The following is a 13311-nucleotide window of genomic DNA, read 5'->3' on the forward strand; positions in this document are numbered from 1 at the left end:
GGGTCGCGGTTACTCGGCCGTTGCGGCCCTCGAGTGCCACTCGGCGATCGGGCCCGGGGTGGTGGAGTCCAGCATTTTGAAGGTCGGGGTCGGGGGGTAGGCGGTCCAGTGGTTCAGGGCGGCGTCGAAGTCGGGGAGCTGGGTGCAGGCGGTGCGGTAGTACTCGGCGGCGTCGATGGTGCGGCCCAGGCGGCGGAGGGCCGTGTAGCGGACGAGCATCGTGTTGACGTGGACCATGCCGATGCGGGGTGAGTCGCGGGTGGCTTCGGCGCGTTCGGCCTGTTCGACGGCTTGGGTGAGGCGACCGCCCGCCAGGTGCGCGAGGGCGGCGCGGGCGTGGATGGTGGATTCGAAGCGGGGGCAGCCGGCGCGGCGGGCGACACGCAGGGCGGCGTCGAAGAGGCGGGTGCCCAATTCGGCGTCCCCTTCGCTGCTGAGCACCCAGGCCGCTTCGGTCAGCGCCCACATGACATTGCGGCGGGGGCCGAGCTGGCTGTCACCGATGACGGCCCGGGCGGCGGCGGCCAAGGCGTCACGGTTCCGGCCGGCGGCCGAATAGGCTTGTGCCAGCAGGGAATAGGCGACGCGGACGCATTCGGGACTGCCGCCCGCCCGGTAGTGGAGCAACGCTTCGGCGAAATACCTTGCGGCGCGCGCGGGATCCGCGCTGTAGAGGGCGAGCGCGCCGGCATACACATTGCTGGTACCGGCGACCCAGGGATCGGCGTCGGCGTCGACCTCGGCCAGCAGCCACCGGATGTGACCCGCGGCCCGTTGCGGTTCCGCGAATTCGGAGAACTGGACGAAGACCAGTGCGAGGCGGGCACGGGCGGCCGCCACCGGATTGCCGTCCGCCTCGGTGGCGCGGATGAGTTCGTCGAGCGCCTTCTCGATATCCACCGTCGCGTCACCGGCCAGCATGGTTTCGGCCACCGCCAGGGCGAGATCCGCGGCCAGCGTGCGGTGCGCGGCGGTCCCCGCGACGGCGAGGCGGTAGAGCTGCACCAGGTTCCGGCGTTCCACCTGCAGGAAGACGCGGGTGGCGTCCAGCTCCGCCACGCGGGTGCCGGGATGGCCGGTCGGCGCGAGCCGCAGCCGCAGGCCCGGATGCCGGACGCGCAGCACAGTTTTCATGGTGGCCAGGTAGTAGTCGAGCAGCCGGGCGACCACATCCGCATCCGGGTCACGGCCGTGCCCGAGGGCGAACAGGCGCATGAGGTCGTGATAGTGGTAGCGGCCGCGGCCCGCGGTTTCGAGCATGCCGCGATCCACCAGCTCCTCGCAGATGTCCTCGGCGAGCGGTTCGATGGTGTCGAGCACCGCGGCGGTGGCGGCCAGCGGCAGATCGGGCAGCTGGGCGGCGGCCAGCAATCGGAAGGCGCGGGCGGCGGCGGGCGGAAGTTGTTCGTAGCCGGCCCGGAACGCGGCCGTCAGCGCGAGCTCCCCCGCTCGGAAACGGTCCAGGTCATGGCGTTCCGCGGCGAGCCGGTCGGCCTCGGAGACAATGGTCCACTGCGGCCGGGCCGCGACGCGCGCGGCGACGATGCGCACCGCGATCGGCAGCAGACCGCACAGTTCCACGATGCGCCGGGCGGCGTCCGGTTCGGCGGCGGCCCGCCGCGCACCGACGATACGGGTGAAAAGCCGCACGGCTTCGGCCGTTTCGAAGACCCGGAGCGCGGCCGAGTGCACGCCGGGCAGGGCGGTGAGGGGACGGCGCGCGGTGGTCAGCACCGCGCAGCCGGGTTCGCCGGGCAGCAGCGGCACGACTTGCGCCGCGTCGCAGGCATTGTCGAGCACGAGCAGCATGCGGCGACCGCTGAGCGCGGACCGGAACAGCGCGGCCCGCTCGTCCACGCCGGCCGGGATCGCGCGCTGCGGTACACCCAGCGCGCGCAGGAACGCGCCCAGCACATGCTCGGGATCGGCGGGTGCGGCGCCCGCGCCGTGCAGATCGGCGTAGAGCTGACCGTCCGGGTAGCAGTCCCGGATGCGGTGCGCCACATGCAAGGCCAGTGCCGTCTTGCCCACGCCGCCCATGCCGGAGACGGCGACGATGGGCCGGATGCTGTCGGCGAGCACGCCGCACAGTTCCCGCGCCAGGTCTTCGCGGCCGGTGAAATCGGCGGTGTCGGGCGGTAGTTGCGCCGGTTCGGGGGTGCGTACTGTGACGGCCGCGGGCGCCGTGTCCGGGCCGGGCAGTTCGTCGGCGAGGATCTGCCGGTGCAGTTCCAGCAGCGCGGGCCCGGGTTCGATGCCCTGCTCGGCGACCAGCAGCTTGCGGATCCGCTGATATTCGTCGAGGGCCTCGGTGCGCCGGCCCGCCCGGTACAGGGCGGTGATCATCAGCCCGCGCAGTCGCTCACTGTGCGGATCACCGGTGATGAGCGCCTCCAGATCGGCGATGGCGCGCGGATAGTCGCCGCGCTGCACCGTCAGGTCGGCCAGGTCCTCCTCGAGCGCGCGCTGCAGCCGGCGCAGCCGCGCCCGCTCGATCTCCGCCCAGGGACCGGACACCCCGCTGAGCGGATCGCCCCGCCATTCCCGCAGCGCCGCACGCACGATGGTGTCCGCTTTATCGAATTCCCCGGCGGCCCGGGCCGTATCGGCCGCGACACGATGCGCTTCGACGCGGTCCACATCCATGGCCAGCGGTCCGGACAGCCGATATCCACGCGATTCCGAGGACAGGCTCACCGGTTCGAAGGCGGTCACAGCACCTCGCGCTGTTACCGGCGCAACCGAGGCTGCTGCGCCGGGCGACGCGGCCGCACCCGGCATGATCGCGGTGTCCTGCGGAATCACTGTGCCGTTCGCGGTCACAACCTGCTGCGCGGGCGCGGTGACTGTTACCGGGGTAGCGAGGAGCTTGCGCAGGGCCCAGGCATAGTTGCGCAGGGCGCCCACCGCGGAGGGCGGGCGGGTCACGCCCCAGATGCCGCCCGCCAGTTCTTCGACCGAGAGCGCACGTCCGCGCGCGCAGGCCAGCATGACGAGGGCGGCCTGCTGCTTGGGCGGCATGGTCGGGGTGGGCATGCCATCCGACCTCAGCTCGACCGGTCCCAGCACTGCGAGCTCCCAGGTCATTGCGAACTACCTCCCCACGAACCACTGACTGTCACGGACGCTATAGAGCACCGCGTGATCGTTTCATGACCGGGGCGGACGACCGGAGGCTGTGGTTCCCTCGGACGCTGTGGTCCCTCAGACGCTGCGGTCGAGTGCGTGCACCGCGGCCACATCGTCCGGCGCGCCGGTGACCTCGAGCCGGACCTCATTGCGGCCGAAGGCGTGCAGCAGCAGTTCGGACGGCGGGCCTGCCAATACGACGCTGCGGTCGCCCGCCTGATGCGCGACGACGCGGCGGCCGTCCGGCGTCGCCAGCGCGACGGTGAGCGTCGCCTTGCGATAGGCCATGCGGCCCAGGCGGGTCAGCACTTTCCACAGCGCGTCCTCGTCGGCGGCGGAGAGCAGGCGGGGTTCCCAGCCGGGTGCGCCGCGGCGGACATCCTCGTGGTGTACGAACATCTCGGTGAGGTTCATGAGCGAATCCACCGGGCGCAGGTAGAACGGCGGGCCGGTGCGTACCTCGTCGAGCAGTTGCGGGAAAGGACGCTGAACAACCTTTTCCTGCACGCGTTCCAGGTAGGGCGCGAAGGGCTTCAGCATGATGCCGGGGGCGGCGTCCGGGCGGCGTTCCCGGACGATCAGGTGTGCGGCCAGATCACGAACGGTCCACTCCCCGCACAGGGTCGGTGCGTCCGGGCCCTTTTCGGCCATCGTCCGCACCAGGGCCTGTCGTTCCCTCTGGGCCATACTCATGGCTGAACCCTATCCCGGTCGCAGGCTGCCGCGCACGGCCGCGTTTTCCGGGGGTTCGCCCTGCTCGGTTCGGATTCCGGCCTTCTCAGCGGGGCCTTAAGCGGATCACCCGGCCTTCGATAAGCGGCGCAGTCGATCATGAATCCGGTCGCGGACATCGGGACGATGTCGGTGAACATTGCAGATTCGAGCCGCTGCCGGGTTGGCGTCCGCCAATTCGGGTCGGTAGCTTGACTCCTCGGTCCATAGGGTCGTGGATCCCAGTACAAGAAGGGCAACATTTTGAAGAAGATCGTCACCGGCACCGCCGTGATGGTCGCGGCCGTCGGTTCCCTGCTCGTCGGCACCGCGGCTCCGGCCTCTGCCCAGTCGCTGAACTTCGGCGCGATCGCCCTGTCGGTGTCGACCGGCAAGATCGGTTACTCGTACGACTACACCGACAGCGCGTCGGCACAGAGCGCTGCGGTGGATCAGTGCACCTACAACGATTGCAAGGTCGTGGCGCGGTTCGCGAACGGCTGTGGCGCGGTCGCCTACTCGAACAACGAGGGCTACTACACCTTCGGCGCCGCGTCCTCGCGCTCGGCGGCGAAGAGTCAGGCGCTGGGCCGCAACTACAGCGACGCCACCATCATCCACTGGAACTGCACCACCGGCTACCAGCTCTAGCCACAATACCGATACAGGGGAGCAACTTCGTTGAAGCACACCATCTTCCGCGCCACTGCCGCGGTCTTGCTGGCCACCTCGGCCTTCGGGCTGGTCGCCTGCGGCAAGTCCGATGACTCGGCCAAATCGTCCACCACCACCTCCGCCGCCGCGCCCGCCGGAAACTTCCAGGGCGACACCAACGGTGACGCCAAGATCACCGGCGCCGCCCCGTCGACCACCGCGGTGCCGAACCTGCCGAAGCCGACCGTGGACGAACTGAACGACAAGGTCACCAAGGCGTTCGACCCGTCCATCGACTCCAAGACGAAGACCAGCTGGATCGAGGACGCCGGTCAGGATCCGGAGCTGGCCGCCAAGCTGGTCGACGCCGCGAAGAAGAACAACGTCCAGATCAAGATCACCAACGTGCAGGATCCGGTCGACGGCAAGGTCAAGGCCGACGCCGACGTCACCATCGACGGCTCCCCGGTGAACAACGCCACGGTCTCCTTCGTCGCCGACGGCACCGAATGGAAGATCGACCACAACTACGCCTGCAGCATCGTGAAGGCCGCCAAGCTGGACTCCGCCGCCTGCCAGGACAAGTAAGGCAGCACCCCGTCTCGCACGCCGCCCCGGTAGTCGAAACTACCGGGGCGGCAGTGTATTCGGCGGAAGGCCGCGAACAGTCCGCCGACCGGAAACGAACCTTTCCGGTGGCCGAAACCGCGGCTGCGGCGCACCGGCCGATCGGACAAGGCACCTCGACCGTCGATACCGCAGCGCCTCGATGTCGCAGTGGAGCCCGCTGGCCCTTATACGCCGAAATGGCCCCCGCAGCAATAGCTGCGGGGGCCATTTCCGTTGTGCCCGTGGAGTTTTCCGTCAGACGCCGATGACCGTGGGGACGATCATGGGACGGCGGCGGTACTTCTCGGCCACCCAGCGGCCGACCACGCGGCGGACGCTCTGGGCGATGCGGTGGGTGTCCGTGACGCCCTCGTTGGTGAGGCGGCGGAGTTCGGCCTCGACGAGTTCCTGGGCGTCGTCGAGGGCGTCCGGGTCGTCGGAGAAGCCGCGGCCGTGGACTTCCGGTGCGCTGACCGGCTTTCCGGTGGTGGAGTCGACGGCGACCGTGATGGAGATGAAGCCGCCCTCGCCGAGGACCAGGCGGTCCGAGAGGGTGGATTCGCCGACATCGCCGACCGAGAGGCCGTCGACGTACACCTGGCCGACCGGGACGCGGCCGGTGATGGAGGCGATACCGTCGACCAGGTCGACCACTACGCCGTTCTCCGCCAGCACGACTCGCTCCTCGGGCACGCCCGTCGCGACCGCCAGGGCGCCGTTGGCGCGCAGGTGCCGCCATTCGCCGTGCACCGGCATGGCATTGGTGGGGCGGACCGCGTTGTAGAGGTACAGCAGCTCGCCCGCCGAAGCATGGCCGGAGACATGGACTTTCGCGTTCTGCTGGGTCACCACGGTCGCGCCGAGGCGAGCCAGGCCGTTCACGACGGCGAACACGGCGTTCTCATTGCCGGGGATCAGTGAGGAGGCCAGCACCACGAGATCGTCGGCGCGGATATTGATCTGGCGGTGATCGCCGCGCGCCATGCGCGACAGCGCCGACAGCGGCTCGCCCTGCGAACCGGTCGAGATCAGCACCAGCTTGTGCACCGGCAGATTCGCGGCCTGATCGAGATCCACCACCAGGCCGTCCGGCACATCGAGGTAGCCGAGGTCCTGCGCGATCTGCATATTGCGCACCATGGACCGGCCCACGAAGCAGATGCGGCGGTCGTAGCGCTGCGCCACATCGATCACCTGCTGGATGCGGTGCACATGCGAGGCGAAGGACGCCACGATGACCCGGCCCTTGGCCTTACCGATCACATTGTCGAGCACCGGGCCGATCTCGCGCTCGGGCGTCACGAAGCCCGGCACCTCGGCATTGGTGGAGTCGACCAGGAACAGGTCCACGCCCTCGTCGCCGAGGCGGGAGAACCCGGCCAGGTCGGTGAGGCGGCCGTCCAGCGGCAGCTGGTCGAGCTTGATGTCACCGGTGTGCAGGGCGATACCCGCGGGGGTGCGGATCGCGACCGCGATGGCATCCGGAATGGAGTGATTGACCGCGAAGTACTCGCAATCGAACGGGCCGTGCTGGGTGCGCTGGCCCTCGGTGACCTCGGTCAGGTTGGGCTGCAAGCGATGTTCCCGGCACTTGGCCGCGACCAGGGCGAGGGTGAACTTCGCACCGATGACCGGGATGTCGCGCCGCAGGCGCAGCAGGAACGGCACCGCACCGATGTGATCCTCGTGCCCGTGGGTGAGGATGACCGCGGCGATATCGTCCATGCGGTCCTCGATGGGACCGAAGTCCGGCAGGATCAGATCCACGCCCGGCTGCTGATCCTCGGGGAACAGCACGCCGCAGTCGACGATGAGCAGCTTGCCGTCGTACTCGAAAACGGTCATGTTGCGGCCGATTTCACCGATACCGCCGAGCGCGAACACCCGCAGGCCGCCCTTCGGCGCCTTGGGCGGGGTGCCCATCGCGTGCGGATCCCGCTGCGGCGGCGCGGTGTTCTCGGCCCGATCGCCGCGGCCCGACTGGCGGGAACGGCTGCCCCCACGACGCGAGCGGTCCTGACGGCCACGAGCGGAATCGTCCTGACGGCCGGCGGCCGGCGCATCCTGCGTCTCCGCCGACGCGCCGTTGCGGCCCCGACCCCGGGCCGGGCGGCCGTTGGAATCGCTTGCGGCAGCGGCGGATTCGCCGGTCCCGGCGCCTGCGGCGGCGCCGGATTTCGCGGTGGCCCGGCCCGTGCCGGCCGCTGCGGTCGAATCAGCACCGGCGGATGTGGTCGAATCAGCCCCGGCCGCAGCGGACGTCGCAGCGGCTTGCGCGCTCGCGTCCTCGGAAGCCGCTGCCTTCGGCTGGTATTCCGGCGCATCGGGTATCGGCGCGGGAGCTCCCGCGGCGCGGCTCGCGGTACGGCGCGGCCGGCGTCCCACCGGGCCCGTCATGCAAGCACCCCGGCGGCGCGGAGGTCGACGGCCAGCGCGTCGAGCTGGTCCGCGGTGGGCATGAGTTGTGGCAAACGTGGCTCCCCTGTTTCGACGCCGAGCAAACGCAGCGCTCCCTTGGTCATGGCGACGCCGCCCAGGCGGGCCATGGCCCGATTGAGCGGCAGTAGGCCGACATTGATCTCACGGGCGCGCTGCACATCTCCGGCGAGGTAGGCCTCACGCAGGGCGCGCAGGCGGTCCGGCACGAGATGGCCGATAACACTGATGAATCCGGTCGCGCCGAGCGACAGCCACGGCAGGTTCAGCGCGTCGTCGCCGGAGTAGAAGGCCAGTCCGGTCTCGGCGATCAGTTCGGCGCCGGCGTTCAGATCGCCCTTGGCGTCCTTCACCGCGACGATGCGCGGGTGCTCGGCGAGCCGGCGGATGGTGTCGGTGGCGATGGGTACGACGGAGCGCGGTGGAATGTCGTAGAGCGTCACCGGCAGGTCGGTCGCGTCGGCGACGGCGGTGAAGTGGGCGAACAGGCCGTCCTGGGTGGGACGCGAGTAGTACGGGGTGACGACCAGCAAACCGTGGGCGCCCGCGCGCTGGGCATTGCGGGCGAGTTCGATGCTGTGCGCGGTGTCGTAGGTGCCGGCGCCGGCGATGATGGTGGCCCGGTCGCCCACGGCGTCGACGACGGCCCGCAGCAGGTCGAACTTCTCGGATTCGGTGGTGGTCGGCGACTCGCCGGTGGTTCCGGAGATGGCGAGCAGATCGACGCCGCCATCGATCAAACGGGCGGCCAGGGCGACACCGGCATCGACGTCGAGCTTGCCTTCGACGGTAAAGGGGGTCACCATCGCGACACCTACTGTGCCGGACGCGTGCAGCTCGATTCGCGTCGATTCACCGTTCGTCATAGTCAGAAGCGTAACGCGTCAACGAAACGGTGTTTGCACCGTTATACCCGAACGGTCTCGTACGGGGCGGGGATTTCGAGGCACCCGGCCGGATGTGGCGTCACAGGTCTCCTTGAATGATGCCACTGGTGACGTCACACTGGTGTCATGGATCTCGACAAGTACACCGCGCAACTGCGCGAGAACCTCATTGCCGCCGCCGCACTCGGCGATGAGAAGACGCAGGCCACTGCCGCCGCACTGGCCGCCGCGACCGAGAACTCGGCCCGCCTGGTGCTGCTCGCGGCGCTGTCCGAACTCGCCACCGAAGTCAGCAATACGCTCGGCGACCGCACCGTGCACGTCTCCGTCGACGGTACGGACGCGCACGTGGATGTGCGCAAGACCGCATCCGACGAGCCCCACCAGCCCACCTTCGAGGAAATGACCGGCGACATCAGCCGCGTCACCCTGCGCCTGGTGGAACAGATGAAGGCCCGCGCCGAGGAGGCCGCCGCGCAGAGCGGGCAATCCCTGAACTCGTGGCTGTCCACCGCCGTGCAGGGCGCACTGCGCGACCAGATGAAGAAGGGTGGCCCAGGCCGCTGCGATACGCCGTAACGCCCAGACCCCGGCGGCGGGTACTCCCCCCACGCCCCGGCCGGTGGCGCGGTCGCTCCCTCGAGCGGCGGCATACCCGGCGGCGAACCCGTGACTCCGGCCGGCAAAAGCCCTGCGGCTCAGTCGGTTACGCTGACCCGCCCGTCGGTGTCGATCTCCGTGCGGCGGTCGTGGTCGGGGGCGTGGGCCAGGACCGTGCCCAGCACGTGGCGGCCCAGCGGGAGGACGCGCACGGTGACCGAACCGTGGTTCGCCGCATCCAATTCTTTTGTGGCGGCGTCGATCACGCGTTTGCGCACCCATTCGGGGACGCCCGCGAAACCGCCGTCGTCGAGCAGCACCACTTCGACGCCGCGGCCGCGGGCGCCGCGCGCCGCGCCGCTGAGTTCCTCGGTCACCAGCTGCGGGGCCCGAAGACCGTCGCGCAGTTCGGCTTCCAGCAGGCGGCATTCCTCTTGTTCGGCGGCGGTCAGTTCCGCGCCGTCGGCTATGCGTTCCAGGATGGGCCGGGCCACCAGGTCCAAGCGCGCCAGCTGGCGGTTGCGTTCGCTGTCGGCGGCGGCCATGGTCGCCTCGGCGGCGGCCCGCATCATGGCGTCCTCACGCAGCATGCGCAGCGAACGTTGCATAGGCCGCATGATCGCGGTGAAGAACGAGATGGCCGTGAGGGTTCCGATCGGCACCAGCGAGCCGACCAGTGTCGGCGCGGGCAGATGCTCGCCGACCCCCGCCAGCAGGACCGCGCTCGCCACCGCCAGCGCACCCGCCCACGCGGTACGGATCCGCCCGCGCAGCACCAGCACACTGAACACATACGACGAGGCGAAAGCCGACCACACCGACTGATGCGACATGGACGGCGCGGGGTTCATCACCGAGAGCCCGGTGGCCGCGGTCGCCGCGACCACCGCGAAGAACGCCACCGGCAGCGGCAGCGGATCCACCGGGATGGCCGTCACCAGCCCGCCCGCGATCAGCATGAGCAACGCACTCACTATCGCCGCCCACAACGGGGTGTCCGCGAAGGCCGGCATCATGTAGAGCGCGATGACCGCTTCCAGCATGAGCAGGAACAGCCAGGCGGCGCGGCCGCGCAGGCCGAGTAGATCCCGCAGGCCGAACCGCGAATCCAGTTCCACCACACGGGTTTCAATGGGAGCCATCGCCACCCCACACCAGGGTGACCGTGGTGCCCTCCCCCGGCGCCGATTCCACGAACGCCGAACCGCCGGCCAGTTGCCGCATGCGGCCCAGAATGCTCATGGAGATGCCCAGCCGATCGGCGGGCACCACCGCGAGGTCGAAACCCGCTCCGTCATCGGTGAACACGATGCGGATACTGCCCGCGCTGATGGTGGCCGTGACGGTGCGCCGCACCTCGCGGCCGGGAATCGAGGCGTGCCGCAGGCTGTTCCGCGCCGCCTCGGTGAGGGCGGCGGCGATGGTGCCGGCGGCCTGCACCGGCATGCGTAGATCGTCGTAGCCCGGCCAGGTGCGGGTGGCGAAGCGGATGCCCGAATTCACGTCCTGCACCGCGGATCTCAGGAACAGCACCGCCGAGCGGGCGTCCAGCAGATCCGGATCGCGGTCGTCGCCGCGGCATTCGTCGAGTTGTTCCAGGGTGCGTTCGGCCTGCCGGCGCAGCACATCCGAATGCGTGCCGGCGCGTGCGGCTTCCAGCAGGGTCGACAGCACGGCGTCGTGGATCAGCGCGGCGAACCGTGCCCGCTCCCGATCCCGCGCCTGCGCGGCGGCCTGTGCGGCGGCGCGGCGGCTGGCGATGGAGGACTCCCGGTCCACGCGGGCGGCGGCGCCGGTGGCGGCGGTGCCGCACCACACGAACAGCGCCGACAAACCCGCTGAGCGCAGGAAGTTCTCGGTGAGATTCTGCGGTGTGACGGCACTGACCGTGTAGATGGTGGCCAGCGCCGCCGAGGTCGAGGCCGCCAGCAGATAGGTGACGGTCACCCGGGTGGGAAAGGACAGCACGGCCGCGCACACCGCGAGCGCGGTCACCCGGAAGGGCCACACCGAGTTGGCGTCTATCGAGTGCAGCCGCACCGCCAGCGGAATGGTGGCCAGCGCGACCAGGAAACTCACGGCGGCACAACCGCACACGATGCGGATGGCCCGCGGCCCGGAGACCGCCGACACCACCACCAGCACCGGATACCAGCCGAAGCAGAGCACCACGGCCACCACCGACCACCACACCGGCTGCGGCCGGCCCTGCTGCGCGATCTCGGGCAGTTCGGCGCAGCCGACGATGATGCCCGCGATACCCGCCGAGAGGCCGAGCCGCCGCATGATGCGGTCGTAGGCCGCCGTCGAGGGATCCTCGGCGACGGTCAAACCGACGCGCAGCCACTGGACGAGCTGGGTGACGGCGGGTGTCGACCGCTCGGGCCGAGCGGCGTCCAGCGTGCCGGACGTTGCGGTCATGTGCGCGGATCCCGTTCGGGGACAGGCAACCACCCGTCCTCGACGGCCCGCTTGTAGAGGTCGGTCTTGGTGGGCGCGGGACGGCCGGCGTCCGAGTACTTCTGCCGGATGCGGCCCAGATAGTCATTGACGGTCTGCTCGGACAGGCCGGTCATGCGGGCGACCCGCGACGCCTTCTCGCCCGAGGCGTACAGCTGCAGCACCTGCTGCTGCCGCGGGCTCAACCCGACGTTCGACAGTTGCGGGTCGCCGTCGATGGCGGCCGCCCAGTCGGTGGTCACCACCTGTTCGCCCTGTGCGGCGCGGCGGACCGCCGCCACCACGGTCGGCACATCCTCCGATTTGCGCACCACACCCAGTACGCCGGCCCGCGCGGCCGACCGCACCATGTACGGATTGTCGGCGCCGGTGAACACCAGCACCTCGATGCCGCGCTCGCGCAGCGCGCGCACATTGTCTTCCGGTTGTGATCCGTCGGCGAGCCGCAGATCCAGTACCACCAGATCCAATTGCGGTCCCGCCACCAGTAATTCGGCCACGGTGCCCGCGGTGATCACCAACTCCAGGTCGGCCTCCGGCGCCAGCATTGCTGCCAGCCCGATCGCTACCGACTCATGATCCTCGACCAGCCCGATCCGGCGTATCCCCGACTCTTGCGCCTCCACGGCGGCCTTCACCTCTCTCCACACTCCTGAAATGTCTTCTCGAGTATGACGGGCTCGGGGTCCGATGTGTCAGCCACCAGAATTCGGGGGCGTATCGCTGCCCCGTCATAGCCGGCCGGTATTAAGCCATGAGCTGGGCGGCCACGGTCGCGCCGAGCTCCCAGCAGCGTTCGATATCCGTCTTGGCCGGTGGGCCGGAAACGATCACCGAGGCGGCGGCCTGCTCCCAGCCGAGGCCGGTCGTCACGCTCGCCACACTGCGTTCCGCGCCCTCGGTGCCCTGATTGCCGTGGATGTAGAGGCCGTACGGGCGGCCCGTGGTGGAATCCAGGCACGGGTAGTAGAAAGTGTCGAACGCGTGCTTGAGCGCGCCGCTCATGTAGCCGAGATTCGCGGGCGTCCCGAGCAGATAACCGTCCGCTTCGAGCACATCGGTGGCACTGACCGCCAGCGCCGCGCGGCGCACCACCTGCACGCCCTCGATCTCCGGATCGGTCGCACCCGCGACGACCGCCTCGAACATCTCCTGCATGAACGGTGAGGGCGTGTGATGAATGATCAGCAACGTCGGCACGAATTCGAGCGTAACGCCCGGCCGTTCCGGCGCGCGCCGGCCATCGCATCCGGCCTGTCGGCGGGCCCGGGATTGCCCGCTGCGCACGCGGCATAAAGATCGAATTCATGACAATCCGTGCCAGACCTGACGAAAAGTCCTCGACCGCATGACCATTGGGCTCCGACCTGGCACTCTCAGTGATCGACCGAACTGATCGGCGCCGCAGCGGCCGTCGAGCAACGCCGCGGGCGTTCGTCAGTCGGTTCAGGAAGATTCAGGAGAAGCACCATGGTTCGCAAGATCGCTGCCACCACCATCATCGCCGCCGCCCTGGCCGGCGCCGGCACCGGAATCGCCTCGGCGGCCGCACCTGCGCCCGCTCCCGCCCCCGTCGTACAACCCGTTTCCGCCGGACCCGAAGCCTTCGGGGGCGGCACCATCGGCGCCACCGTCGACGCGGTCACCGGGGGCGTCCTCGGCGGCCTGGCCGGCGGCGCGCTGCTCTGCGCGGTCACCGTACCCATCTGCCCGGGCACCGCGGTGCTCGGCGTCGTCCTCGGCGGGGCCGCCGGGGCCGTCGTCGGCGCCAGTGTCGGCGCGGGCGTGGGCGACGCCATCGGCACCGCGCTGCCCTGAGCGGTCC

Annotated in this window: 12 protein-coding genes; 4 read left to right on the forward strand and 8 right to left on the reverse strand. The window is 69.9% G+C overall.

All coding sequences use genetic code 11. The features are described 5' to 3' along the window. Positions 1 to 9: 9 nt before the first annotated feature. Positions 10 to 3087 (reverse strand): AfsR/SARP family transcriptional regulator, encoded by a 3078-nt coding sequence (locus tag ACIP5Y_RS02285; RefSeq protein WP_400346827.1) that lies wholly within the window; start codon positions 3085 to 3087, stop codon positions 10 to 12. A gap of 117 nt (positions 3088 to 3204) precedes the next feature. Further along, a complete protein-coding gene (locus ACIP5Y_RS02290; RefSeq protein ID WP_400346828.1) occupies positions 3205 to 3822 on the reverse strand; it encodes a TIGR03085 family metal-binding protein in 618 nt (205 codons plus the stop codon). 282 nt (positions 3823 to 4104) lie between these two features. On the opposite strand from ACIP5Y_RS02290, the gene ACIP5Y_RS02295 reads away from it, so the two are divergent. Together ACIP5Y_RS02295 and ACIP5Y_RS02300 are read left to right on the forward strand one after the other, a co-directional pair. Then, entirely contained in the window at positions 4105 to 4491 is a 387-nt protein-coding gene (locus ACIP5Y_RS02295; RefSeq protein ID WP_400346830.1) for a DUF4189 domain-containing protein, read from the forward strand. Positions 4492 to 4521: 30 nt separating this feature from the next. Next, positions 4522 to 5082 (forward strand): hypothetical protein, encoded by a 561-nt coding sequence (locus tag ACIP5Y_RS02300; protein WP_400346832.1) that lies wholly within the window; start codon positions 4522 to 4524, stop codon positions 5080 to 5082. Between the two features lie 276 nt (positions 5083 to 5358). Here ACIP5Y_RS02300 and ACIP5Y_RS02305 read toward each other — a convergent pair whose 3' ends face one another. Together ACIP5Y_RS02305 and dapA are read right to left on the reverse strand one after the other, a co-directional pair. Next, on the reverse strand, positions 5359 to 7500 hold the full coding sequence (locus ACIP5Y_RS02305; protein ID WP_400346834.1) for a ribonuclease J: 2142 nt from the start codon (positions 7498 to 7500) through the stop codon (positions 5359 to 5361). After that, positions 7497 to 8405, reverse strand: coding sequence for a 4-hydroxy-tetrahydrodipicolinate synthase (dapA, locus tag ACIP5Y_RS02310; RefSeq protein WP_400346836.1), 909 nt, complete (start codon positions 8403 to 8405; stop codon positions 7497 to 7499). Before dapA ends, ACIP5Y_RS02305 begins: the two co-directional genes overlap by 4 nt. Before the next feature lie 147 nt (positions 8406 to 8552). Here dapA and ACIP5Y_RS02315 point away from each other — a divergent pair, with 147 nt between their 5' ends. Continuing rightward, positions 8553 to 9005 (forward strand): hypothetical protein, encoded by a 453-nt coding sequence (locus tag ACIP5Y_RS02315; RefSeq protein ID WP_400346838.1) that lies wholly within the window; start codon positions 8553 to 8555, stop codon positions 9003 to 9005. Positions 9006 to 9124: 119 nt separating this feature from the next. Here the strand turns inward: ACIP5Y_RS02315 and ACIP5Y_RS02320 are convergent, their stop codons facing one another. From ACIP5Y_RS02320 to ACIP5Y_RS02335, 4 genes are all read right to left on the reverse strand, one after another. Continuing rightward, the gene (locus ACIP5Y_RS02320; RefSeq protein WP_400346840.1) at positions 9125 to 10168 is read right to left on the reverse strand and encodes a hypothetical protein; all 1044 of its coding nucleotides are present in this window, start codon (positions 10166 to 10168) and stop codon (positions 9125 to 9127) included. Beyond that, on the reverse strand, positions 10155 to 11447 hold the full coding sequence (locus ACIP5Y_RS02325; protein ID WP_400346842.1) for a sensor histidine kinase: 1293 nt from the start codon (positions 11445 to 11447) through the stop codon (positions 10155 to 10157). Before ACIP5Y_RS02325 ends, ACIP5Y_RS02320 begins: the two co-directional genes overlap by 14 nt. Then, positions 11444 to 12136: a LuxR C-terminal-related transcriptional regulator gene (locus ACIP5Y_RS02330; RefSeq protein WP_400346844.1), complete on the reverse strand. Its 693-nt coding sequence runs from the start codon at positions 12134 to 12136 to the stop codon at positions 11444 to 11446. Before ACIP5Y_RS02330 ends, ACIP5Y_RS02325 begins: the two co-directional genes overlap by 4 nt. A gap of 97 nt (positions 12137 to 12233) precedes the next feature. Beyond that, positions 12234 to 12686, reverse strand: a complete 453-nt coding sequence (locus tag ACIP5Y_RS02335) for a flavodoxin family protein (RefSeq protein WP_400346846.1) — start codon at positions 12684 to 12686, stop codon at positions 12234 to 12236. Between the two features lie 270 nt (positions 12687 to 12956). Here ACIP5Y_RS02335 and ACIP5Y_RS02340 point away from each other — a divergent pair, with 270 nt between their 5' ends. After that, positions 12957 to 13304 (forward strand): hypothetical protein, encoded by a 348-nt coding sequence (locus tag ACIP5Y_RS02340; RefSeq protein ID WP_400346848.1) that lies wholly within the window; start codon positions 12957 to 12959, stop codon positions 13302 to 13304. Positions 13305 to 13311 lie beyond the last annotated feature (7 nt).

Origin of the sequence: Nocardia sp. NPDC088792 (genome assembly GCF_044750615.1) — a bacterium.
In the GTDB taxonomy this organism is placed as follows: Bacteria; Actinomycetota; Actinomycetes; order Mycobacteriales; family Mycobacteriaceae; genus Nocardia.